Here is a 23,359-nt window from a genome sequence, read left to right as displayed (position 1 = left end):
CATCGACTCATCGACAACACTGCAATAAATTAAGGTCTACCTTACTTAGCGCGGGTTAACTATGTCCGGAAGTCGGATTGATCCTCGTGTTCGGGTCCGGTTCATGTTCCATCGATGTTGGAGATTGTTGTGAGTCTTGTGTTCGGCGAGGTACTTCACAAGGAGTACGTGACCCCGGGAATGGTTCGTATCGTGTTCGGTGGGGAGGAGCTGGCCGCGTTCGAAACCACTGGCACCGGTGACGAATACTTGCGTCTGCACTTCCCGGTCCCGGCCACGGGCAAGTTCGTTCTGCCGGCCGAAGATCCGGACGCGCCACGCGGTTGGCGGTACCCGGAGGGCGAGGAACCGTCCCCGTGCCAGCCGTACACCGTACGACGGTTCGATACCGAAGCCAGCCGCATGACGATCGACTTCGTCGTTCACGAGGGCGGCATCGCCAGCGACTGGGCACAGAACGCTGAGATCGGCGACAAGTTGGCGATCGGCGAATCTCGCGGGCTCTACGAGCCGCCGGCCGACGTACGCTGGCAGGTATTCGTCGCCGACGCGACTGGACTCCCCGCACTCGGGCGCCTGATCGAACAGTTGCCCGCCGGCACGTCGGCGAAGGCAATCGTCGAGGTGGTGGACGAGTCTCACAAGCAGCAGATCACCTCCGCGGCCGACGTCGAGTTCATCTGGCTCGTCGGCAGCGGCAACGGTGTTGCACCGTCGAAACTCCCGGACGCGGTCCGCGCGATGAACCTGCCTACCGATCTCGGATACGTGTGGGTGGCCGGCGAAAGCACGATGCTCCGCGACATCCGCAAGTACCTTCGCCACGAACTGAAGTTGCCTGGTGAGCAGTACAAGGTCATCGGCTACTGGACCTACAAGGCCGAGGTGTGGAACGCGAAGTACGAGGCCCTCGACGAAAATGTCCGCGCGGCACTCGATGCAGCCTGGGAATCGGACCGCGACGAGGAAGAGATCCGCGACGAGGTCGAGAAGACTCTAGAGAGCGCCGGCTTGTGACCGTTGGATTCGACAAAAGTGCAGTCGACAAAAGCGCAGTCGACAAACACACCGAAGAGCTGATCGACGAGTCGCTGCAAGAGAAGCAGAAGCAACCGGACGGGCTGGTATCGACTAACTCTCGTCGTATGGCAGGTCTTCTGGTGTGCCTGGTAGTGCTCGCCGCCGTGCTCCTTCTGAGTATCGCGGTGGGATCGAAGACCATTCCGTTCGGCACCGTGATCGACGCTCTGATGAACTACGACGACTCCAACGATCACGTGATCATCCGTGACCTGCGGCTACCGCGAACTCTGCTCGGTCTGATAGTCGGCATGGCGCTCGGTGTGGCCGGTGGCCTCATCCAGGCGATGACACGAAATCCCTTGGCTGACCCTGGAATTCTCGGTGTCAATGCCGGCGCGGGTTTCGCGATGGTTGTTGCCGTCGCGGTCTTCGGGTTGACCAGCATCTGGTCCTACATCTGGTTCGCTTTCCTCGGAGCGGTGATAGCCACGGCGATCGTCTACACGTTGGGGTCGATCGGCCGAGGTGGTGCGACGCCCATTCGGCTGACCCTGGCCGGTGTTGCGATCGGCTCGGTGCTCGGCGGCATCTCTTCCGGTATCACCCTGCTCAACCCGACTGCCTTCGACCAGATGCGTCAGTGGAATGCCGGCTCACTCAGTGGACGTTCGTTGGAAATCGTTCTCGCCGTTGCCCCCTTCATTCTCATCGGGCTCTTCCTGGCCCTCGCATTGGCGCGCCAACTCAACGCCGTGGCCTTGGGTGACGATCTGGCACGTTCGCTCGGTGCCAACATCACCCGTACTCGTATCCTCGGCGTCATTGCGGTGACCTTGCTGTGTGGCGCGGCGACGGCTGCGGCCGGACCGATCGGATTTGTCGGATTGATGGTTCCGCACGTCGCGAGATGGTTCGTCGGGCCGGATCAGCGATGGATTCTTCCGTACACATTGGTGTGTTCGCCGATTCTTCTTCTCTTCTCCGACGTCGTCGGCCGAATCGTGCTGCGCCCGGGTGAACTTCAGGTCGGCATCGTCACGGCCTTCATCGGTGCTCCGGTGCTGATCATGCTGGTGCGTCGAAGCAAGGTGAGCGGTCTGTGAGCATCGATTTCGGGCGCCCCACCACGGTGGTGCGCTCACCCAAAGAAGGCTGGTCCGCGCGGATCGACGTCCGCACGGTCACGGTCTGCCTCGTCCTCGTTGCGCTTGCACTGGCGATCGGTGTCATCGCGCTCGGTAGTGGTGACTACCAGGTGCCGATCGGGGACGTCCTCGGCGCACTGTTCGGCGAGGCGCCCGCGCGTATTCACATGGTCGTCGTGGAATGGCGTCTGCCCCGGGTTCTGTTGGCGCTGATGCTCGGTGCGGCGCTCGGCATGAGTGGTGCGATCTTCCAGTCGCTCACCAGGAACCCGTTGGGTAGCCCGGACATCATCGGGTTCAACTCCGGTGCGTACACGGGTGCTCTGGTGGTCATCCTCCTCATCGGTGGCACGTACTACGAGATCGCAGTCGGCGCTCTGGTGGGCGGAATCGCCACCGCAGCAGTCGTTTATCTGCTTGCGTACAAACGTGGCGTGCAGGGGTTCCGGCTGATCATCGTCGGTATCGCTATCAGTGCGATGTTGGGCTCGGTCAACACCTGGATGATCCTCAAGGCAAAACTCGACGACGCCATGGCTGCTGCAGTGTGGGGTGCCGGTTCGTTAAATGGCCTCGGCTGGACTCAGGTGTGGCCGGTTGTTGTCGTGCTGGCCATCCTCATTCCGCTGATCCTGGTGTTGGGCAGGCGGATGCAGATGCTCGAGATGGGCGACGACGCCGCCAAGGCGCTCGGCGTCCGGGCCGAACCCACCCGACTGTCCCTGGTTGTTCTCGGTGTTGCGTTGACAGCCATGGTGACGGCTGCGGCCGGGCCCATCGGGTTCGTCTCGCTGGCGGCTCCGCAGTTGGTCAGACGATTGACCGGTAGCGCCGGAGTGACTCTGCTGCCGTCGGCGGCGATGGGTGGAGCACTGCTGATGGTCAGTGACTGGGTGGCGCAGCGAGCTTTTGCACCGACGCAGTTGCCGGTCGGCGTCGTCACCGTCTCCATCGGTGGCATCTATTTTGTTTGGCTTCTCGCGCGAGAGGCCCGTAAGCAGTGATCGGTGAAGGAACGAGGAACAGTGTGAACGAGGCAAGTACGGCCGCCGTCGTGGCTGAAAGGATGAATCGGCTTCGCGCCGAGAATGTCACGATCGGTTACGACAAGCGCGTCATCTCGGAGCACCTCGACGTCGAGATCCCCGACGGTGGTTTCACCGTCATCGTCGGTCCCAACGCCTGCGGCAAGTCGACGCTTCTGCGTGCGTTGTCCCGGTTGCTCAAGCCGACCACCGGCAAGGTCCTTCTCGACGGCAAAGCGATCACGTCGTACCCGGCCAAGGAAGTTGCGAGGCGGCTCGGGCTTCTGCCGCAGACGTCGATCGCCCCGGACGGCATCAAGGTAGCCGATCTGGTTGCGAGAGGACGTTATCCGCATCAGAAGCTGATCCGCCAGTGGTCGCGCGAGGACGAGGCCGCCGTCATCAAGGCGATGGAGGCAACCAAGGTCACGGATCTGTCGGCCAGGCCGGTCGACGAACTGTCCGGTGGTCAGCGCCAACGTGTCTGGGTCGCTATGGTTCTCGCGCAGCAGACTCCGTTGGTGCTGCTGGACGAGCCGACGACATTCCTCGACATTGCGCATCAGATCGAGCTGTTGGAGCTGTGCCGCGATCTGAATGAGAACGACGGGCACACGCTGGTGGCTGTGCTTCACGATCTCAATCACGCGTGCCGCTACGGAACTCACATCATTGCGATGAAGGACGGCGCGGTGGTCGCCGAGGGCCCGCCCGCGGAGATCATCACCGAAGAACTGGTGCAGGAGGTGTTCGGCATGGCGTGCCGCATCATCGACGATCCGGTTTCCCACACACCGCTTGTCATTCCGCTGGGACGCGAGCGTCAGCGAAACATCGAAGGAGTAAAGGTATGACACTCGTCCTGGATACGCAGGTCACCGACAGGGAGTGGGCTCAGATCGTCGACCGCATTTCACGGCGCCGATTCTTCGGTGGCGCAGCCGGTGTGGCTGCAGCACTGGCGCTGAGTGCGTGTGGAACTTCGGATGCCGAGTCGGACTCGGCCAGTGACACTCTCCCGTACACGTGGGGCGAGTTCAGCGGCGACGTTCCGCGCGACCCCAAGCGCGTTGTGGTGCTGGACGGCCGCGTCGACCTCGAATTCGCGATGATGATGGACTACCCGATCGTCGGTTCGGGCAACTTCTGGTTTCCTGACGCGAAGGCGGGATTCCAGTTTCCCGGCCGCACCATCGAGGGCGCGAGCTTCGTCAACGTCGCCGGCGACTTCTCCACCAACTTCGAGGCGTTGCTCGCTCTCGAGCCCGATCTGATCGTCATCACTGCTATCGGATATACCAGTGACTGGTACGGCACCGAGCGCTTGTCCTCCATCGCGCCGCTGTTGGTCGTCGGCGACGACGTCGAACCGATCGCCGGACACCCGGTCGACTGGCGATGTGCGCTGATGGCGCAGGCGAGCCAACTCGACCGGGTGGCGATCGCCGAGGCTTCCATCGCGGAGTATGACGACAAACTCGCGAGACTGCGTCCGATGTTGCAGGAGAAGCTCGGCGGAAAGAAGATCGTTTTCGGCGTTCAGACGCCGACCGGATTCCTGGTGCACCAGCGGAATCTGCGGATCAGCGTCGCAATCGATGCCGGCCTCGACGTGCTTTTCCGCGACGACGACAATGCAGAAAACTCGTTCGAGTTGTCTTTCGAGCAACTCGACACCTTGGCTCCGGCGGATGTGATCATCGCGCAAGCACGCGATCAGGAAGCGCTCGACGCGATCAAGACGCAGCCGACGTGGCAGCGGTTGCCTGCAGTTCAAGCGGGCAACGTGTTGACCAGCGACGCGCGATACAACCAAGGATTTGCGCTGACCGCGGCCATCTTCCTCGACGTTCTCGAGGAAGCGGCCGGGCGAATCACTGCTGGGCAGTAATTCAGGCGACGTTGCGGGCCTGGTCGAGTAGTTGTGCAACCTGCTCGAACCAGGCGCCGTAATTGGCGTAAGTATTGGGACGCTTGTCGTCGAAGTCGATCACCTGGTTCGCGGTCACCGCGGGCAGCTTGACGAACACGGGTGATGCTGCGAACGCTTCTGCCGACGTCGCGAACTGGAATATGATGTCCGCTGGATAATCAGGGACCTGCTCCCAGCTGAGGTCGGCCCAGCCTCTGTCGCCTCCCGGACCGGTGAACTTCACGCCCAGTTCCTTCAGGTAACCGAACTGAGCGAGCGCCGTTGTGCCTGCGTACAACTCGGAGCTGTCACCGTTCAGGCGAGGACTTCGATGTCGTCGACCTTGGCCGCAGCAGTTCGGATGCGCTCTGCACCGGATTCGAATGCTTCCTTGCCCTCGCGTGCTGCGGCTGTGTCGGTGTTCCCGCCGAGAGCTTCGGCGAGTGAGGCGTACTCGTTCAACACGTCCGGTGTCGAGGCTCCGGCGAACTTGACGCCGACAAACGGTGCAACATTGTTGACGGTCTTGCCCATCGGCTCGTCCCACCAAGTCCATCGTGTCGGGTCGTCGCTGTTGCCGTACCCGATGACCAGGTCTGGGTCCAGCGCCGCAAGAGCTTCCGCGCTGAGTTCACCTTCACGGCCGACGACGGTCATCGTCGACTCGTCAGCGCGATCGGTGACGTCTGGATTGCCGACGCCGTAACCGAAGATGCCGACCGGCCGAATGCCGTAGTCCCACAGCGCAGCAGCGGAGTACGCGTCGACGACGATCCGCTCCGGGGCGTGGTCGAGGGTGATCGTGTTTCCGTATCCCGTTGTGTAACTCCAGGACTGGTCGGCAGACCTGGTCTCGGTAGAGGGCGCTGCGTCGCTACTTCCGCAACCGGCGAGTAGGAGTGTGGCGACGACGGGCAGTGCGGCGAAGCCGGCGAACCGGCGGGTGAGTTTCATGAAAACCTTCCGAACATGGCGAACTAAGCTAGGTAAGCCTAACCTGATGTTCCGTTCGGGTGTTCTCCGGGTCAGGTGCCCTGCCACATCTGAAGCCATTCGCTCCAGGATGGGGGAGTGATCGACGGTTGAGGTGTTCCGCCACGAAGTCCGTCGAGCATGAAATCGAGATAACGCGTGTGTATTTCGGTGGCTCGATCGCCCTCGATCGGCAGAGTCGGCCGCAGATGCACTGTCATGAGCATGACGTCTGCAGCAGTGAAGCCGGGCGGGACTTCGTGAGCGTCGACGCAGACGTCGACCATGGATTGCAGTGCGGCCTCCAATTCTTCGGCGGCACGAGTGACTTCGGCGTGTTCAGGCAACCTGCCGCCGAGGACCGGAATGAGCGGTCCCACCGATTCGGTGAGATATCGCGAGAAGAACGTCTTCAATACGGCTTCATCGGTTTTCGCGGTGCTCACGCACTCTCGGGCAAGGGTGGCGAGGTGATCGATCGCCCAGACGCGCAGGGATTGCGCCAGTTCCTCCTTGCCTCGGTATCGGCGATAGATGCTGCCGACGCCCACTCCGGCCCGTGCGGCAATCGCCGATACCGGTGCATTCCAACCCTGTTCGGCAAAAATCTCGCGCGCTGCTCGCAGCACGGTGACGTCGTTGTCTGCGGCTTCTCGGGCGCGTCCGGGGAGGCTCGCATTCTCTTTCGCCATTCCCACAGGCTAGCAATGCATGGTTTACTCAATCGGAACGGAGGGTTCCGTTCCGATTCGATTCATGATTGGAGGAAGGTGTCGATGACGACCTTGACAGAGGCGCCCACGCGATCCGGGAGGCGGGTGATCGCAGCCCTGGCTGGAGCGGTACTCGTCTACTCGCTCATGCAGACCATGCTGGTGCCGGCGTTGCCGCTGTTGGGCAAGCATTTCGATACGTCCGTGGCGGTGACCGGCTGGATCCTGACGGCGTACCTGTTGGCGGCCGCGGTGATGGCTCCGATAGTCGGGGCGATGGGTGACCGATTCGGCGACAAGCGAGTCCTGGTGATCGTCCTGATCATCTTCGCTCTCGCGACATTCGCCGCGGCGGCCGCCCCGAATATCGGGGTGCTCCTTGTCGTTCGAGCTGTTCAGGGAGTGAGCATGGCGAGCTTCCCGCTCGCGATGGCAGTGCTGCGAAGAACGGTGGCCGGCCCCGAGTTGTCTTCAGGGATAGGTTGGCTCGCTGGAACTTTGGGAATTGGTGCCGGAAGTGCGCTGGTGATCGGCGGTGTCATTCTCGAGTACCTCAGCTGGCAGTGGTTGTTCGTGATCACTGGGATCCTGATCGTGCTTGCATTGGTCGCAGTGGTGGCCGTAGTGCCGGGTTCGCATCGCCGGCCGGGTATGCCGACGGACTGGGCCGGTGCCGGCGCTCTGGCGTTCGGATTGGTGAGCCTGCTCCTGGCGATCACCAAAGCCTCCGACTGGGGAGTTCTGTCGCTCGGATTCTGGGGACTGGTTGTGATCGCGTTCGTTTCGTTCGCAATGTTGATTGCCGTCGATTCCCGTCACGACGCTCCGATCGTCGACATGCGAGTTTTTCGGGACAAGCCGATGATGATCACCAGCGCACTCACCCTGGTGTTCGGGTTCGTGCCGTACATCTTCTACCTCTGTCTGCCGCGGATCCTCCAGGCGCCGGAAACGTCCACGTATGGAAGCGGATTCACTGTTGTGCAGACCGGCTTGGCGCTCTTGCCCGCCGCTGTCCTCGTCTTTCTCGGTGGCCGTTTGACGCCGGCTCTCGCGCGGCGATTCGGGCCGCGAGTGCCTGCGGTCATAGCGCTCGCGCTCATGGCGGCGGGCGCAGTCGGACTCGCGATCTGGCCGAGTTCGGTGGGTGCGATCGTGGCGTTCTTTTCCCTCGTCGGATTGGGGAACGGCGTGGGGTTCGCGGTCTGTGCTCTGCTGGTTGCCTCGATCGTCCCGCCATCGGAAATGGCAGCAGCCAGTGGAGTCAACAGTGTGATCAGAACCGTCGGATCGGCGGTGGGCGCCCCGGTGACCACAGCGGTCCTGGCGATCGGCATTTCCGGCGACTCCTTTGCGGTGGCGTTCGTGATGGGTGCCGTCATCAGTGTTGTCGCGTGTCTGCCGGCGTTTGCACTTCCGGTGACGAGGGCTGCACAAACGGCTTGAGTTATTGTAGGCTCCCCTAATTGAGACAGTGTGTAACTAAAGCAGGGAGAGATGATGCGGCAGCAGTGGGGCCTACGAGCAACGGCACTCACGCTCGAGGTCGAGCCCGATACGGTCTTCGCCACCCCGCAATCACAGGTAGCGAAGGAGGCCTTGCAGAGCGAGGCTCTCGGGGTACTTGCGGATCGCACGCTCACCGGCGCGGAACTCCAAGGCTGCCTTGCATTCGACGCCGACGCAGTCATCCGATGGAAGGCGTTCTCGAAATGACGACAACACAGCACAAGACAGCAGACGTTCCACCCGAGGAGGCAAACACGCCGCATGGATCTGCGTCTGAAGCCTCACAGGCCAAGGCCGAAGCGGCGGCGCACAAGAGCGCGCTACGCGAACTCCTTGCGCCAGTTCGCACACGGACGACCATCGCGACGGTGATGCAGGTGATTGCCGCGGTCGCTGCCATCGTCCCGTACGTGGCCATCGCCGAACTGGGCAAGACGCTGATCGTGGGCGGCGACATCGACTCGTCCCGCGTCTGGACGATCGTGTGGGTGGTTGTCTTCGGCCTGGGTATGCGTGCGTTCTTCGGTGGCGGTGCGTTGATTGTCACGCACTTCGCCGACGTGAATCTCCAAGCTGTGCTTCGACGCCGAATCGCAGCGACGCTCGGGCGACTTCCTCTGGGCTGGTTCACCTCCCACTCGTCCGGGACGGTGCGCAAAGCTGCGCAGAACGACATCTCCGATCTCCACTACCTGGTTGCGCACAGCGCCGTCGAGACCACCGGAGCCATCGCGGTGCCGCTGGTCGGACTCGGTTACGTGATTTCGATCGACTGGCGTCTGGGGTTGGTAGCAATTGCCACGCTCCCGATCTACATGATCGCCTATGCGACGATGACCAAGGACATGGCCGTCAAGATGAGCCGGATGAATGAGGGCATCGCGGCCATCAGCAATACGATCGTCGAGTTCGTCACCGGCATCGCAGTGGTCAAGACCTTCGGTCAGGACAGGCAGTCACATTCTCGATACCGCCATGCCGCCAAGGCTTTTGCCGCTTCGTACGAGGGCTGGGTTCGCCCGATGCTTCGGACCGAGGCGCTGGCCTCGATTGCCTTGAGTGCACCGGTAGTGCTGGTGGTGAACCTTGGTCTCGGCTCGTGGTTCGTCCACTCCGGGTGGGTGTCACCCATTGATGTGCTGACCAGCTCTCTTGTCGCGATGGTGATTCCGGTTTCGGTGACGACCATCGGCTTCGGTATGCAGGCCCGCCGTGAGGCTGCTGCCGCTGCGGCGCGGCTGGTCGCTCTGTTCGCAACCGACGCACTGCCGGAAACAGATCATCCGAAAAAGCCGGCGGGGAACGAAGTTCGATTCTCCGGAGTCTCTTTCGCCTACGACAACGGGGCCGACGTTCTGTGCGGCATCGATCTGACTCTGCCGGAGGGCACGGTGACGGCGCTGGTCGGACCTTCGGGTTCGGGTAAGTCGACACTGGCGACGCTCGTTCCCCGATTCCATGACGTGCGTACCGGATCCGTGGCCATCGGCGGTGTCGACGTCCGGGACGTCGCTACCGACGAGCTGTATCGTCACGTCGGATTGGTTCTGCAGGACGTGCAGCTGGTCGAAGCAACAGTTCTCGACAACATTCGGCTTGCCCGCCCCCAGGCGTCGCCGGCCGAGGTGAAGGCTGCTGCCGCAGCCGCGCAGATCGACACCCGAATCGAGGCCCTCCCGAGAGGGTACGACTCTGTGGTCGGGGTCGACGCCAGGTTCTCGGGCGGTGAGGCGCAACGAGTCTCCATCGCGCGGGCCATTCTCGCGGACACTCCGGTTCTCGTGCTCGACGAGGCGACCGCGTTTGCGGACCCGGAGTCCGAAGCCGATATCCAGGAAGCATTGTCGCGTTTGACGGTGGGGCGCACGGTGCTGGTGATCGCGCACCGGTTGGCTTCGATCGTGAGTGCCGATCAGATCGTGGTGCTCGACGCCGGGCGGATCGTGGAGAAGGGTACGCACGATCAGCTCGTGGCGAATGGTTCGACGTATGCCCGGATGTGGGCGAGTCACAGTCGGGCCGACTCGTTTGAAAACAGTCGGGCCGACTCGTTTGAAAACAGTCGGGCCGACTCGATTGAAAACAACACCGCGGGTACGTCCGAAGCAGTAGGAAAGGCCAACTCATGATTCGCGACCTCTTCCGGATACTCGGCCCGCAGAATCAAGGACGCTATCGAGAGTTCCTGGTGTGGGCAGTGTTGTACGGCGTGATGCAGGGTTTGGCAGTGGCATTGCTCGTGCCGACCGTGCAGGCACTGTTCGAGCGGGACTGGGGAAGTTTCGTTCGGTGGCTCGCCGCCATGGTCGTATGCGCCGTGATCAGTTCGATTGCGCATTACCTGCAGGCCATCAAGGGATTCGAGTCGGCGCTCACCCTGCTGCGGACGATGCATCTGCGCCTCGGCGATCACCTCGTCAGGCTCCCGCTCGGTTGGTTCGGTGCCGGCCGACTCGGCCAGGTATCGCAGGTCGCCAGCAAGGGCACCATCTCGGTGATGGGGGCGGCTGCGCATCTGATGACACCGATCATCTCCGGAATCGCCAGCCCCGCAACCATTGTCGTGTGCATGCTGTTCTTCGACTGGCGGCTCGGGCTCGCACTGGTGGTCGGCGTTCCGATTCTGTTCGCAGCAGCACGCTTTGCCTCGGCGATGACCGCCAAAGCTGACGATAAGGCGCATGCCGCGGCGGTCGAATCGAATAATCGAGTGCTCGAATACGCGCGTTGCCAACCGGTCCTGCGCGCTTTCGGACGCACCCACGGGGTGTACGAACCGCTCGACGACGCGATCGAAGCTCAGCACTCCGCGGGTCGCTCACAACTGTGGTTCGTGGTGATCGGTTCCGTGGTCAACGGGATCGCCCTACAGTTCGTGTTCTCGGCCGTGATCATCTTGGGTGCGTTCCTCGCGCTCGGCGGCGACATCGACCCGGTCACGTTGATCGCGCTACTCGGGCTCACCGCACGGTTCATCCAACCGCTGGGTGAGATCGGCGAGTTCGGCGGCGCAATCAGAATGGCACGCAACGAAATCCGTCGGATGTCCGAGATCCTCGAAGTGGAACCACTGGTCGAACCCGAAACCAGCGGGACGGCGACGGGGGAGACGGCCGTGCAGTTCGACGCCGTCGACTTCGGTTACGCCGACGGTGGGCAGGTTCTGCGGAGCATCTCCTTCGACGTGCCGCGGAAGTCGCTGACGGCGTTGGTCGGTCCGTCGGGTTCGGGCAAAACCACCGTCACCCGGCTGATCTCGCGCTTCTACGACGTCGACTCCGGGGTGGTGCGTGTCGGCGGCGTCGACGTGCGTGACCTCACGAGTGCCGATCTGATGTCGCAGTTGTCCCTGGTCTTCCAGGACGTGTATCTCTTCGACGACACGTTGATCGCGAACATCCGCCTCGGCCGCCCCGAAGCCACGGACGAGGAAGTCTTCGATGTAGCTCGGATCGCCGGCGTCGCGGAAATCGTCGAGCGACTTCCGCGGGGTTGGGACACCCGTGTCGGTGAGGGCGGGACGGCACTGTCCGGTGGAGAGCGGCAGCGAGTCTCCATTGCCCGTGCACTCCTCAAACGTGCACCCATCGTGTTGCTCGACGAGGCGACGGCGGCGCTCGATCCCGAGAACGAGGCACACGTTCAGCGAGCGATGCAGGAACTCGCCAGCGAAAGCACATTGCTCGTGATCGCTCACAAGCTGTCGACCGTCGTGGCCGCAGACCAGATCATCGTGCTCGGTGACGACGGATCGATCGTCGAAGTGGGAACCCACGAAGTTCTCCTTTCCGCCGGTGGGAACTACGCCGCGTTCTGGAATCAGCGCCACCGTGCGTCGGGATGGCGGTTGGTAGCAGGCTGAGCAGGTGGCAGGCTGAGCAGAATGCAGACCGGAAAGAAGACGGGGCGGCCGCCGACGTTGTCGAGAGTGGACATCGTCGAGGCCGCCCTGGCTGGTGATCTGAGTGAATTGACCATGCCGAGTGTGGCAAAGCGTCTGGGCGTCAGTCATTCTGCACTTTATCGCTACTTCGCCGACCGTGAAGCGCTGTTGCGGGCCTGTTCGGATCACGTTGTGCGTCAGACTGTGTGGCCGGACACGGATCGTCCGTGGCGTGAATTTCTGAAGGACCTCTGCGACGTTCTGTGGTCCTCGTTCGAGCGCTATCCTGGTCTCGCCCAGGTTGGTCTCGCTGTTCCGGGCACGCCGCCGGCGATAATCGAGATTGTGGAGAAACTGGTCGGTTCGTTGACTGCGCAAGGCTTCACGCCACACGACGCGGTACTGGCGGTGGACTTCATCTCCGAGGTGACGATGACTCAGTTCGCGATGATGGCGGCACTGGACAAGACCGTCAGCTCCGCGGATTCGCGTTCCGCACGCCAGGCGTATCAGGAGAGTTGGACTGCGTCGGAGTCGTTGATTCAGGGGATCGGCGACGAATCGACGTGGCACGGACGCGGTTGGTTGGACGAGAAGATCACGATCATGCTCGACGGCCTGGAAAAGCGTGTTATCGGCTGACAATTCCACTAGCTTTGAGAGTAATGCCCGTTTCTGCGTGATACAGGCTAATGTGCACGCATAGGACGGGTGGTTGCTGCACCGGGAGGCGGGGATCATGGATCTCGAAGCGATTGTTCTCATCCAAAGACTCAAGTACCGATACGCACGCGCCTTGGACACCAAATCGTGGGTCGATTTCGCCGACACTCTGACCGTCGACGCCACCGCGATCTACGGAGAACAACTCAGTTTCGATTCTCGAGATTCATTTGTCTCCTTCCTCGAGAACACCCTCGGCTCACACATCATCACCGAACATCAATGTGGGCAACCCGAGATCGACGTCGACGGAGACACCGCAACCGGGATCTGGTGCCTTGCGGACACGGTGGTCATCCCCGAGGACGGCATGCTGCTTCGTGGATCGGCTTTCTATCACGACAGATACACCCGCTGCAGCGACGGTAAATGGCGAATCTCCCACACAAGCTACGAGCGCACCTGGGAATCGGTGGTGGCGCTCGCCGACATGCCTAGTTTTCGATTGACGTCCAACAAGTGGGCGCTGCTGCAGCAACCCTCGTTCGGTGACTCGATCGTTCGCAACGTCTCCTGAGGTCGCCCGCGATTAGAGTCGGCTCATGGTTGACGCAGATTTCTCGCTGCCGGACGTCCGGGCATGGATTCGCGGTATTCCCGCACTGACCGGAACCCCGCCGCCCGCGCCTGAACGTTTTCCGGAGAACCCAGGAGAGCTGTTCCTCGACTGGCTCCGTGCGGCCGTGGCCTTCGGGGTCGTCGAGCCACACGTGTGTGCACTCTCGACCGTGGACGGCGACGGCATGCCCGATTCCCGCTTCCTCATCCTCAAGGATGTGACCGAGGGTGGATTCTGGTTCTCCGGTTCGGCTGCATCCCCGAAAGGTATTGAGCTGAAAGAAAATCCGCGGGCGTCGCTCGCGTTCTACTGGCGTGAGACAGGCCAGCAGGTCCGGATTCGCGGATTGGTTCACGAGGGTGACGACGCACTTCGACGCCGAGACTTCGTCGAACGCTCCGTCACTGCGAGAGCGGTGGCGACGGCAAGTAAGCAGAGTGAGGTGCTCGAAGACTTCCACGCGTACGACACGTCGGTGGCCGCCGCGGAAGCAAGAATCCGCGACGACCCAGGGTTCGTGTCGAAGGACTGGCGTGCGTGGTGCGTCGAGCCGGAGTCTGTCGAGTTCTGGCAGGCAGACTCCGGGCGTCGGCATCAGCGGTGGTTGTACAGGCGTGGCTCGGACCGAGCATGGAGACGCTCAGTGCTGTGGCCCTGAACAGCTGGGCCCTGAACAGCTGGGCCCTGAACAGCTGGGCCCAGATCAGCTGGCGCTGATCTCCGGCGACACGAGGTTGACGACGATCGACTGTCCGCCGAGTTTGGCGTGGATTTCGGGATGTTCGAACCCCGAGGACAATAGGTAGCTGCCGAGCATCGTGAGCAACTCGTCCAAGTCCATCATGGGATCGGAGGAATGCGTGCTCGAGGGTGAGGCCTGATTCGCGATGAGTTCGGTGTGGGTGAGACGCCCGGCCACTCGAACGGCAGCTACGCCCATCGCGTCGCGCCGTACGACGGTGCGACTCCGAGTCTCGAGTGTCCTCGATGATTCGCGTGTTGAAGCTGGCACTGAAAGGTCCTCTCCGCTGCTGTGTGCGGCCGTGGTTCGGGTGGGAAGCGGAAACGTGAAGGCATCCGATTGCTTGGGTGCGGTCGACAGAAAATCTGCTGTGGCGGTGGCGCTGCCGGAACCGTTGCTCGCCGAACCGTTGCTCGCCGAACCGTTGCTCGCCGAACCGTTGCTCGCGGAATTATTACTCGCTGAACTGCTGGCTCTCGATCCGTTGCCGGAACCGCTGGAGGCCGATGTTCCGTGAGAGTTTTTGTCTTCCATTGTTTCGCTCCTGATGCCCGTAAACAGACCGTAGGTGTGCTTAATGGACGTAAACATACCAGGAGTTGGTTTGTGTTCATACCCCTTGTGGAGTTCGACGTTGAATACGCAGCCACATTGCGAAGCCCCACAGTACGAAGAATGCGTAGACCAGATAGAGGAGTGCCGACGGGTAGTATCCGGCCCGGAAAAGGAGGGGGACACCGACGGCGTCGACGCCGATCCAGATGAGCCAGAACTCGGTCCAGCCGCGTGCCATGCCGTACGTGGCGAGGATGGAGCCGGTGAAGATCCAGGCCTCCGCCCACGCCCCGTACGAGCCGAGAAGGTCGAAGATCCAGGCGAAAGCGATTGTGCCGCTTGCCATGACGGCGACCATCGCGAGACGCTCGCGAGTTGTCGCCCAGTGGGGCAGGACTGCGCGACCGGAGTCGCGTGCCCCACGTCGCCACTGAGTCCATCCGTAGACGCTGACGGTGATGAACAACAACTGACGGCCGGCTTGGCCGTAGAGATTGAGCTCTTGCGGCGTGTGGAAAAGAGCGCCCATGAACACCGTGAATAACAAGGCATTTCCGGCTATACCGACAGGCCACGCCCATACCGAGCGTCGTGCGCCGGCGATCGCGGAGCCTATTCCGAACGTGTTTCCGATGATCTCTCGCCAGAGAATCGTGGCGCTGCCGATGTGCAGTTCGGCGTCGAACAGCGCCTCGATCAGGCTCATCAGTCCGCAGCAGCGACGAGGGGTTCGAGCGTCAGATCCGGAAGTTCCTTCTGGATGTACTGCAGGCGCCACTTGTCGCTGACAAGAGCTAGCAGGACACCGTCGGATCGGGTGAAGACCTCCACACCGCGTTGGCGGTTCAGCTCGACTTCGGACGCGGCGTCGGTACGACGGGCCAATGCATAGCCGAGGGGTTCCATCTTGGCCTCGACGTTGAACTCGGCCTTCATGCGTGCGGCGACAACTTCGAACTGCATCGGGCCGACGGCCGCCATGACGGGGGAAGCGTCGCCGCGGATGTCGTTGCGAAGAATCTGGACGACGCCCTCGGAGTCGAGTTGATCGACGGCACGACGGAACTGCTTGTACTTGCCTGCGCTTTCGGCGCGCAGGATCGAAAAGTGTTCCGGTGCGAACGACGGAATCGGCGGGAACTCCACCTTCTTCTCGGTGTACAGCGTGTGGCCGGGCGCGAGGGCGGTGGCGTTGACGAGGCCGACGACGTCGCCGGGGAACGCGGACTCGACAGTGGAACGTTCGCGGCCGAACACCGTCTGCGCGTACTTGGTCGTGAAGGGCTTGCCGGTTTGTGCGTGCGTGACGACCATGCCGCGCTCGAACACGCCGGAGACGATGCGCATGAATGCCAGACGGTCACGGTGCGCGGTGTCCATACCGGCCTGCACCTTGAAGACGACCGCACTGAACGGATCGGTGACCTCGCGCGGCTTGCCGTTGAGGTCTTCGCGGCCTCGCGGCGGTGGCGCCAATTCGACCAGGGTATCGAGGATCTGGCGGACACCGAAGTTGAGCATCGCGGACGCGAAGATCACCGGGGACGTCTGACCGGCGAGGAACATCTCCTGATCGTGGTCCTGGCCGGTAGCAGAGAGCAGTTCACTCTCCTCGGCCGCGGTCTCCCACTCGGATCCCTCCTTGGCGAGTGCGGCGTCGGCGTCCATGACCTCTTCGGGGGCGATCTTCGCGCCGCCGGCGGTACGGGTGAAGCGGACGTACTCGCGAGCCTGGCCGTCTTCGCCGCGACGCAGCAGTCCGCGGAAGTCTCCGGCGATGCCGACGGGCCAGTACAGGGGAGTGGGTGTGAGGCCGATCCGCTCGCTGATCTCGTCGAGCAGTTCGAGCGGAGTCTGGCCGGGGCGGTCCCACTTGTTGATGACCGTGATGACCGGAATACCGCGGTGACGACACACCTGGAACAGCTTGAGCGTCTGCGGTTCGAGACCCTTGGCAGCGTCGATGAGCATGACGGCTGCGTCGACCGCGGTCAGGACGCGGTACGTGTCCTCGGAGAAGTCGGAGTGACCGGGGGTGTCGACGAGGTTGATGACGTTGATCTGCTCGTCCGGGGTCTCGGACGAGTGGTAGTTGAACTGCAGTGCGGTGGAACTGACGGAGATGCCGCGGGCTTTCTCCATTTCCATCCAGTCCGAGACCGTCGACTTGCGGCCGGCTTTGCCGTGGACGGCACCTGCCTCGGAGATCTTCTTCGCGTGCAGTGCCAGCGCTTCGGTGAGCGTCGACTTACCGGCGTCAGGGTGCGAGATGACGGCGAAGGTGCGGCGACGCTCCGCCTCGGCTGACAAACCCTTGGTGGTCGTCGTGACCGCAACCGTCCCGCTTTCGGTGGAATCGGGGCCTTCGGTGTCGGACTGGACAGTCGAGTCGGAAGGGACGGTCGAGTCGGACGGGGTAGTCAACGAAGAACCTCTCGAAGTGGGCGTCAGTGCCGGCGACGTGCCGGTGCGCGGACAGGTGGAGAGTGCGGCAGCACAACAGAGAAAGGATACTCGCAGACCACGATGCAATAACCACTGCGGCGTAACACTCGGCGAACGATCGCTGATTATCCAAGTATGTGTGTGTTCGAACACACAGCCATTTGTGTCCTGCGAAGAGTTGCAGTGATCGAAGAGTGACACTGACCGAGGAGTTGCGTTGAGCAAGTTCACCGAAGAGATGTATGCGACCGCCGCAGTCACCGACCGCGGCCTGGTGACGGGAGAGCCCGACAACGCTTTCCGTCAGACCTGGGGCGACATCCATCAGGAGGCGCGGCGCATGGCCGGCGGGCTGGCTGAGGTCGGTATAGACCGTGGCGTTGCGATCGGCATTCTCGCTGGACAGCCCGTCGACATTGCGCCTGCCTGCCAGGCGACGTGGATGCGCGGTGCGTCGGTGACGATGCTGCATCAGCCGACCCCCCGAACGGATCTGGGTGTCTGGGCTCAGGACACCGAGACGGTGATCGACATGATCTCGGCAAAAGCCGTGATTCTGGGCGCGCCCTTCGATGCGGCCAAGCCGCTACTCGAAGAACGTGGCATCACCGTCGTGACGGTGGACGAGCTTCGTGGCGGAACGTCGATCGATCCCGTGGAGACGGTCGAATCGGATATCGCGCTCCAGCAGTTGACGTCCGGTTCCACCGGTTCGCCCAAGGCCGTGCAGATCACGCACGAGAACTTCTACACAAATGCCTACGCGATGATCAACCGCATCAAGTTCTCCATCGAAGACGACGTGATGGTGAGCTGGCTTCCGCTGTTCCACGACATGGGCATGGTCGGGTTCTTGACGGTTCCGATGCAGGTGGGCGCCGAGGTCATCAGCATCACGCCGATGGATTTCCTCCGCACCCCTGTGCTGTGGGCGGAACTGATGGGCAAGTACGGCGGAACTGTCACGGCCGCACCGAACTTCGCATACTCCCTCTTGGCGCGTCGACTCGCGCAGGCAGAGGACGGGGCGGTCGACCTGTCCAGCGTCCGATACATGTGGAACGGTGCCGAGCCGGTGGATCCCGACACGATGGATGCCCTCGCCGCGGCCGGCGCGCGTTTCGGTTTGAACCCGACTGCGCTGGCTCCCGTGTACGGAATGGCGGAAACCACTCTGGCGGTGTCGATTCCGGATCCCGATCAGGGTCAGGTTCTCGACTACGTCGATCCCGATTTCCTCGAGTCGATGTCCCGCGCGGTGCCGTCCAATCGTCCCAATGCGCGCGCCCTCGCCACGCTGGGAAAGATGGTACCTGACCTCGAGGGACGCATCGTCGACCGCGACGGCCAGGTGCTCCCGGCTCGCGGCGTCGGAATCATCGAGGTTCGCGGCAAGGCAGTCACCCCCGGGTATGTCACCGTCGACGGACACAAGCCGGCCCAGGATGCCGACGGTTGGCTAGACACCGGTGACGTCGGTTATTTCACCGAAGAAGGCCTGGTTGTGGTGTGCGGGCGGGTCAAGGACGTCATCATCATGGGTGGCCGGAACGTGTATCCGACCGACATCGAGCGGGCGGCCGGGAGCGTTGCCGGTGTGCGCCCGGGAAATGCAGTCGCCATTCGCCTGGATGCCGGCCAGAAGCGTGAGAGCTTTGCCGTCGCCGTCGAGACCAACGCTTTCGAGGATCCGGAAGAGGTCAAGCGCATCGAGCGCGAAGTGGTCCACGCCGTGGTCGCAGACGTCGGCGTGCGCCCTCGCGCCGTTGCAGTCCTTGGTCCCGGCAGTATCCCGAAGACGTCGTCGGGAAAGCTTCGCCGCGCCAATTCAGCTGCCCTGCTGGGTAACTGATCGTCAGTGCAGACGGTTCTGTGCTGCCTCGAGCCCGAGTTCGAGCAGTAGCTCCACTGCATCCGCAGCTTCTTCACACACGAGATCGAGTTCTTTTCGCTCCGTGGACGAGAACGGTTTGAGAACGTAGTCCGCCGGGTCCATGCGGCCCGGCGGGCGACCGATCCCGACGCGCGTGCGCAGGTAGTCCTTGGTGGTCAACGAACTCGAAATGGACCGCAGCCCGTTGTGGCCGCCTTCGCCGCCACCGAGTTTGAGCCTGATGGTCCCGAAATCGAGATCCAGTTCGTCGTGGACGACGATGATGTTCGCGGCATCGACCGAGAAGAATCGTGCGAGACCGGCGACCGCGCCGCCCGAGAGATTCATGTACGAGCGCGGCTTTCCGAGGACCACGCGTCGGCCGGCGAGGCGACCTTCGACGATCTCGGCGCCACTCTTCTTGTGTACGTTGAACTTTCCGCCTATGCGTCTGGCAAGGGTGCCTGCGACCATGAAACCGACGTTGTGCCGAGTCTTCTCGTACTGCGGGCCGGGGTTACCCAGGCCGATGACGAGGGCGGTATCTGTGCTCAACGGACGCTACTTTCTGGCTTGTTCTTTTTCCTGCGACGCGCGAACGGCGCGTCACTCCGAATCGGAATGACGCGCCGCGCGCAGTGAGTTCTGTAGGAACCGAGAGGATCAGGCCTCTTCTGCAGCCTCGTCGGCGGCGGGAGCTTCTGCGCCCTCTTCGAGGTCAGCCTCGGTGGGTGCAGCAACGACGTTGACGATCAGGGTGTCAGCGTCAGCCTGCAGGACGGAGCCGGTGGGCAGTTCGAGCTGGCTTGCGAGGATCTGGGTGCCGATTTCGAGGCCCTCGACCGAAACCTCGATCTGCTCGGGGATGTGAAGCGCGTCAGCCTCGATGGAGATCGTGGATGCGTCCTGCGCGACCATCGTGCCTGCAGCAGCATCGCCGACGACGATGACGTTCACGTCGATCGTGACCTTCTCGCCCTTCTTGATGACGAGGAGGTCAGCGTGCTCGATGTAGTTGCGGATGGGGTGCACGACGACCGACTTGGTCAGTGCAACCTGCTCCGTGCCCTCGATGTCGAGGGTGAGGATGGCGTTGGTGCCGTGTGCACGGAGGATGGCGGCGAAGTCGCGAGCCGGCACATTGAGGTGGCGGGGATCTTCGCCGTGGCCGTACAGAACCGTGGGGACCTGGCCGTCGCGACGTGCGCGGCGAGCTGCGCCCTTGCCGAATTCGGTGCGGACGACGGCGACGAGGTTGTTTTCTTCAGACATGATGAAACGGCTCCTACAACTCACGGGGTTCGTGCTCGGTTTACTGACGTGTGGTTTTGCCTGCGAAAAGGGGGACAGGCGCGCACACGGCCAGGAGCGAAACGCTCGAGCTGAGCCGTAGCCGCGTCGATCACGGTAAACCTGCAACGTGTGGAACTGCTGCGATTCACCCTCGCCGAGACAACTTTGGATACGTTACCGGAGTTTGCTCCTCGCCGCTAATCGCAGGTGGCGCAGACCTGGCCGTGTGGACGTGGTTCGCGTCACATCGAAAGCGGTAGCCTGACGGAGTGACCACCGTGGGGAACGCTCCCGAAGGCAGTCGGCTCGGTGCCGTCGTGCCGGGTACCGACCTGTCGCAGCATGCTCGCCTACTCAGTCGGGTGCACGACGCAGTTCTCTCCGGGCAAGAACCACCGGCGCAGCCGCGGACCGTCGTGGCACGGTCGTGGTCGAGAGTGGCTGCGGGCGGGCTCACGCCGGATCACTGCGGCGCGTCTGCTGTCGCTGATTTCTCCGAGTTGGAGTCGAGGCGTTCGCGTACCGCGCTGCGAAGCGTTCTGCCCGAACTGCGAACCACTCTGACCGAGGTCGCCGAGGACGCGGGCTTCATCGTGGTCGTTGCCGACGCCGAAGGAGTCCTGCTCTGGCGCGAGGGCGCGAAGGCAGTCAAGCGGGCGGCGGACGCACTCGGATTCGCCGAAGGTGCGCGCTGGTCGGAGCAGTCGGTCGGTACCAACGCGATAGGTACCGCGCTGATCGAAGATTCTGCGGTGCAACTCTTCTCGGCCGAGCACTATGCGCCAACTCACCACAATTGGTCGTGTACCGGTTCACCCGTGCACGACCCGCGGACGGGCGAGATTCTGGGAGTGGTGGACATCAGTGGGTCAGCAGCCTCGGTGCATCCCACCACCGTCGCTCTGGTTCGCACCGCGGTTCGCCTCGCGGAGGCGACGCTGTGGCGCGAGCACGCAGCTCAGCTCGAGCGTCTGCGCTCGCGGGCAGCACCGTTGTTCGCCGCCGGGACCGGTCCGGCATTGGTGGTCGACGAGTTCGGATGGGTGGCCGGCGCCAGCGGGATAGCCGCGCCCGACCGCGTGGCCGCGCCGAGCGCGGGAAAGCCCGTCGTCGTGCCAGGGCTGGGGATGTGTCTGCCCGAGCCGCTCGGAGACGGCTGGCTGTTGCGCACCGGCGTCGGCGGGCCGTTGATCGAGCTGGAGCTGTCCCTCGGCGCATCGCCGCAGGTGACGGTTCGTGGTGACGCCAACTGGACGCGAGCGCTCTCGCCGCGGCACGCCCAGATCTTGAGGGCCCTGGCAGCGGTCGGTTCGGCGGGCGTGGATGCCGCAGGCCTGAGCGAAGTGCTCTTCGGTGATCGCGAGCATGTGGTGGCAGTGCGCGCCGAGGTGTCCAGACTGCGGAAACACCTCGGCGCGGTCCTGCAGACTCAGCCGTACCGCTTTGCCGACGGTGTACGGGTTGTGGTGATCTAGCGCGCCGCGCTGATTCCGGCACGACGTCCGAAGAAGCTGCCGTCGCCGAGACTTGTCCCGCTGGCGTAACCACCCGCACAGACACCGGACGTGCAGCGACCCGCTGCGAAAAGTCCGGGGATCGGCGCACCCGAGACGTGCAGAACCTCGGAATCGGCGGTGGTCTTCAATCCTCCCAGCGTGAATCCGCCTGTGCGGCCACGGAGATCGATTGCCGCGAACGGGCCGACGATCGGCTTCACCCACTCGGACTTCTTGCCGAGCACCGGATCCGAACCTTCAGTCGCGTGCCGGTTGTAGAGGTCGACGGTGGATTGCAGCGATCCGGCGGGCAATCCCATCTCGGCTTCGAGTTCCTCGACGGTCTCCGCCACCCAGGTCGGCTGCGCCCGCAACTGCGCACTGGACGATTCGGCATTCATGCCTTCCTCGTACGCAGCTTCGTCGATCACGAGGAATGCCTGGTTGTCCTGCTGGAACAGTGTTGCCTGTCCGATGCGGCCCGGGTAGGTGTCTTCGGGGATGTATCGCTGACCATGGCCGTTGACAAGAATCCCGCGCACCATCAACTGTGGGTCGCAGAAGAACGCGACTTCGGTGGCGTCCATGTGTGCGGTGTCCGCGCCGAGAGCCTGACCGATCTGGATTGCGCGGCCGTCGTGCGCCTCGATGGAGGCCGCCGGGTGGCCGAAGATACGCGGTGCGTTCGAGCGCACCATCTCGTTGTTGTACGCGAAGCTGCCCATCGCAAGCACTACGCCTTTGCGGGCACGAATCGCGACGTCCTTGCCGTAGCGCTTGGCGACAACTCCCGCGACCCGGTCGCCGTCCACCACCAGAGTCTGGACACGAAGATCGTATTCTGCACGGACGCCGAGCTTTTCGGCCGTCTCGACGAGTGGCTTCATCAGCATGTAGCCGCCGCCCCGCTCGCCGGTGTTCTTCTCGGACATCTGCGGAACGTGTCCGCGGGGCGCGGGATCGACGAGGGTGTTGAACGGCGCGGCGTTCTCGCCGCCCGAGTACATGAGGCCGTCGTCGTACGGCGGTTCCCAGCCGGGCTGACCCCAGAACGACTCCTTGAACGGAACGCCGGCATCGACGAGCCAGTTGTAGTGATCGACACTGCCCTCGCAATACGCGTCGATCTTTGCGTCGTCGGTTCCGGGGCCGAGCGCTGCCTTCATGAACGTCTTCATGTTCTCGACCGAATCCTCGAACCCACACGCCTTCTGTAGCGGCGTTCCACCGCCCAGGTAGATGAATCCGCCCGCCAGCGATGCTGCTCCACCCCAGCCGCCCGTTCGCTCCAGCACGAGAACCTCGGCCCCGGACCGCGCCGCTTCGATCGCAGCGGTGACGCCGGCGATGCCGTATCCGGCGACGACGACGTCGGCCTCGTAGTCCCAGGTGGTGATGTCGGCAGCGGAGATCGGTTTGACGGTGGGGTCGGCCATGCGAAGCGTCCTCTCGGAAGGCGTAACTACTGGTCATCACACAGTTGCAGTTTCG

At 62.9% G+C, this 23,359-nt stretch carries 24 protein-coding genes; 15 read left to right on the top strand and 9 right to left on the bottom strand.

All coding sequences use genetic code 11. The features are described from left to right. Positions 1–129: 129 nt before the first annotated feature. From ACSW29_RS14430 to ACSW29_RS14410, 5 genes are read left to right on the top strand one after another with little or no spacing between them, the layout of a single operon-like run. Entirely contained in the window at positions 130–1,017 is an 888-nt protein-coding gene (locus ACSW29_RS14430) for a siderophore-interacting protein (RefSeq protein WP_317827264.1), read from the top strand. After that, positions 1,014–2,126 (top strand): Fe(3+)-siderophore ABC transporter permease, encoded by a 1,113-nt coding sequence (locus ACSW29_RS14425; protein ID WP_448277554.1) that lies wholly within the window; start codon positions 1,014–1,016, stop codon positions 2,124–2,126. The genes ACSW29_RS14430 and ACSW29_RS14425 overlap by 4 nt, the downstream gene beginning before the upstream one ends. Continuing rightward, positions 2,123–3,172, top strand: a complete 1,050-nt coding sequence (gene fepG, locus ACSW29_RS14420; protein WP_448277553.1) for an iron-enterobactin ABC transporter permease — start codon at positions 2,123–2,125, stop codon at positions 3,170–3,172. Before ACSW29_RS14425 ends, fepG begins: the two co-directional genes overlap by 4 nt. After that, complete coding sequence (locus tag ACSW29_RS14415; RefSeq protein WP_347874349.1) at positions 3,169–4,047, top strand: ABC transporter ATP-binding protein; 879 nt, start codon at positions 3,169–3,171, stop codon at positions 4,045–4,047. The genes fepG and ACSW29_RS14415 overlap by 4 nt, the downstream gene beginning before the upstream one ends. Beyond that, positions 4,044–5,084 carry an ABC transporter substrate-binding protein gene (locus ACSW29_RS14410; RefSeq protein WP_448277552.1) on the top strand — a complete coding sequence of 347 codons (1,041 nt, stop codon included), beginning with the start codon at positions 4,044–4,046 and terminating at the stop codon, positions 5,082–5,084. Before ACSW29_RS14415 ends, ACSW29_RS14410 begins: the two co-directional genes overlap by 4 nt. 1 nt (position 5,085) lies before the next feature. On the opposite strand, the gene ACSW29_RS14405 is transcribed toward ACSW29_RS14410, so the two are convergent. The 3 genes from ACSW29_RS14405 to ACSW29_RS14395 all read right to left on the bottom strand — a co-directional run bounded on the left by ACSW29_RS14405 (position 5,086) and on the right by ACSW29_RS14395 (position 6,769). Further along, a complete protein-coding gene (locus ACSW29_RS14405; protein WP_448277551.1) occupies positions 5,086–5,403 on the bottom strand; it encodes a hypothetical protein in 318 nt (105 codons plus the stop codon). A gap of 17 nt (positions 5,404–5,420) precedes the next feature. Beyond that, positions 5,421–6,059, bottom strand: coding sequence for a hypothetical protein (locus ACSW29_RS14400; protein ID WP_448277550.1), 639 nt, complete (start codon positions 6,057–6,059; stop codon positions 5,421–5,423). A gap of 71 nt (positions 6,060–6,130) precedes the next feature. Further along, positions 6,131–6,769: a TetR/AcrR family transcriptional regulator gene (locus ACSW29_RS14395; RefSeq protein ID WP_317827258.1), complete on the bottom strand. Its 639-nt coding sequence runs from the start codon at positions 6,767–6,769 to the stop codon at positions 6,131–6,133. 84 nt (positions 6,770–6,853) lie between these two features. On the opposite strand from ACSW29_RS14395, the gene ACSW29_RS14390 reads away from it, so the two are divergent. The 7 genes from ACSW29_RS14390 to ACSW29_RS14360 all read left to right on the top strand — a co-directional run bounded on the left by ACSW29_RS14390 (position 6,854) and on the right by ACSW29_RS14360 (position 14,122). Then, positions 6,854–8,236: an MFS transporter gene (locus tag ACSW29_RS14390; protein WP_448277549.1), complete on the top strand. Its 1,383-nt coding sequence runs from the start codon at positions 6,854–6,856 to the stop codon at positions 8,234–8,236. A 51-nt stretch (positions 8,237–8,287) separates the two neighbouring features. Then, a complete protein-coding gene (locus tag ACSW29_RS14385) occupies positions 8,288–8,506 on the top strand; it encodes a hypothetical protein (RefSeq protein ID WP_347874344.1) in 219 nt (72 codons plus the stop codon). Next, positions 8,503–10,428: an ABC transporter ATP-binding protein gene (locus ACSW29_RS14380; RefSeq protein WP_448277548.1), complete on the top strand. Its 1,926-nt coding sequence runs from the start codon at positions 8,503–8,505 to the stop codon at positions 10,426–10,428. Before ACSW29_RS14385 ends, ACSW29_RS14380 begins: the two co-directional genes overlap by 4 nt. Further along, positions 10,425–12,161 (top strand): ABC transporter ATP-binding protein, encoded by a 1,737-nt coding sequence (locus tag ACSW29_RS14375; protein ID WP_448277547.1) that lies wholly within the window; start codon positions 10,425–10,427, stop codon positions 12,159–12,161. Before ACSW29_RS14380 ends, ACSW29_RS14375 begins: the two co-directional genes overlap by 4 nt. 21 nt (positions 12,162–12,182) lie before the next feature. Further along, positions 12,183–12,824, top strand: a complete 642-nt coding sequence (locus tag ACSW29_RS14370; protein WP_347874341.1) for a TetR/AcrR family transcriptional regulator — start codon at positions 12,183–12,185, stop codon at positions 12,822–12,824. A gap of 97 nt (positions 12,825–12,921) precedes the next feature. Continuing rightward, positions 12,922–13,422, top strand: a complete 501-nt coding sequence (locus ACSW29_RS14365; protein ID WP_230814270.1) for a nuclear transport factor 2 family protein — start codon at positions 12,922–12,924, stop codon at positions 13,420–13,422. 25 nt (positions 13,423–13,447) lie between these two features. Further along, complete coding sequence (locus ACSW29_RS14360) at positions 13,448–14,122, top strand: pyridoxine/pyridoxamine 5'-phosphate oxidase (protein WP_448277546.1); 675 nt, start codon at positions 13,448–13,450, stop codon at positions 14,120–14,122. A 45-nt stretch (positions 14,123–14,167) separates the two neighbouring features. Here ACSW29_RS14360 and ACSW29_RS14355 read toward each other — a convergent pair whose 3' ends face one another. Next, a complete protein-coding gene (locus tag ACSW29_RS14355; protein ID WP_317827251.1) occupies positions 14,168–14,476 on the bottom strand; it encodes a hypothetical protein in 309 nt (102 codons plus the stop codon). A 55-nt stretch (positions 14,477–14,531) separates the two neighbouring features. On the opposite strand from ACSW29_RS14355, the gene ACSW29_RS14350 reads away from it, so the two are divergent. After that, positions 14,532–14,723 carry a hypothetical protein gene (locus ACSW29_RS14350; RefSeq protein ID WP_448277545.1) on the top strand — a complete coding sequence of 64 codons (192 nt, stop codon included), beginning with the start codon at positions 14,532–14,534 and terminating at the stop codon, positions 14,721–14,723. A 93-nt stretch (positions 14,724–14,816) separates the two neighbouring features. On the opposite strand, the gene pnuC is transcribed toward ACSW29_RS14350, so the two are convergent. Together pnuC and ACSW29_RS14340 are read right to left on the bottom strand one after the other, a co-directional pair. Continuing rightward, positions 14,817–15,467, bottom strand: a complete 651-nt coding sequence (gene pnuC / locus ACSW29_RS14345) for a nicotinamide riboside transporter PnuC (RefSeq protein WP_448277544.1) — start codon at positions 15,465–15,467, stop codon at positions 14,817–14,819. After that, positions 15,467–17,071 (bottom strand): peptide chain release factor 3, encoded by a 1,605-nt coding sequence (locus tag ACSW29_RS14340; protein ID WP_448278157.1) that lies wholly within the window; start codon positions 17,069–17,071, stop codon positions 15,467–15,469. Before ACSW29_RS14340 ends, pnuC begins: the two co-directional genes overlap by 1 nt. 352 nt (positions 17,072–17,423) lie before the next feature. Here ACSW29_RS14340 and ACSW29_RS14335 point away from each other — a divergent pair, with 352 nt between their 5' ends. Continuing rightward, positions 17,424–19,058: a fatty acyl-AMP ligase gene (locus tag ACSW29_RS14335; RefSeq protein ID WP_317827248.1), complete on the top strand. Its 1,635-nt coding sequence runs from the start codon at positions 17,424–17,426 to the stop codon at positions 19,056–19,058. A gap of 3 nt (positions 19,059–19,061) precedes the next feature. Here ACSW29_RS14335 and pth read toward each other — a convergent pair whose 3' ends face one another. Beyond that, complete coding sequence (gene pth, locus ACSW29_RS14330; RefSeq protein WP_347874336.1) at positions 19,062–19,634, bottom strand: aminoacyl-tRNA hydrolase; 573 nt, start codon at positions 19,632–19,634, stop codon at positions 19,062–19,064. 108 nt (positions 19,635–19,742) lie between these two features. Next, on the bottom strand, positions 19,743–20,351 hold the full coding sequence (locus ACSW29_RS14325; RefSeq protein ID WP_347874335.1) for a 50S ribosomal protein L25/general stress protein Ctc: 609 nt from the start codon (positions 20,349–20,351) through the stop codon (positions 19,743–19,745). Between the two features lie 290 nt (positions 20,352–20,641). Here ACSW29_RS14325 and ACSW29_RS14320 point away from each other — a divergent pair, with 290 nt between their 5' ends. Then, positions 20,642–21,847 carry a GAF domain-containing protein gene (locus ACSW29_RS14320; RefSeq protein WP_448277543.1) on the top strand — a complete coding sequence of 402 codons (1,206 nt, stop codon included), beginning with the start codon at positions 20,642–20,644 and terminating at the stop codon, positions 21,845–21,847. Here ACSW29_RS14320 and ACSW29_RS14315 read toward each other — a convergent pair. After that, entirely contained in the window at positions 21,844–23,304 is a 1,461-nt protein-coding gene (locus ACSW29_RS14315; RefSeq protein ID WP_448277542.1) for an FAD-dependent oxidoreductase, read from the bottom strand. The two genes, ACSW29_RS14320 and ACSW29_RS14315, sit on opposite strands and share 4 nt — an antisense overlap. Between the last annotated feature and the right edge of the window lie 55 nt (positions 23,305–23,359).

It is taken from the genome of Rhodococcus sp. GB-02 (genome assembly GCF_053470465.1).
This window is presented reverse-complemented; position numbering and strand designations above follow the sequence as displayed.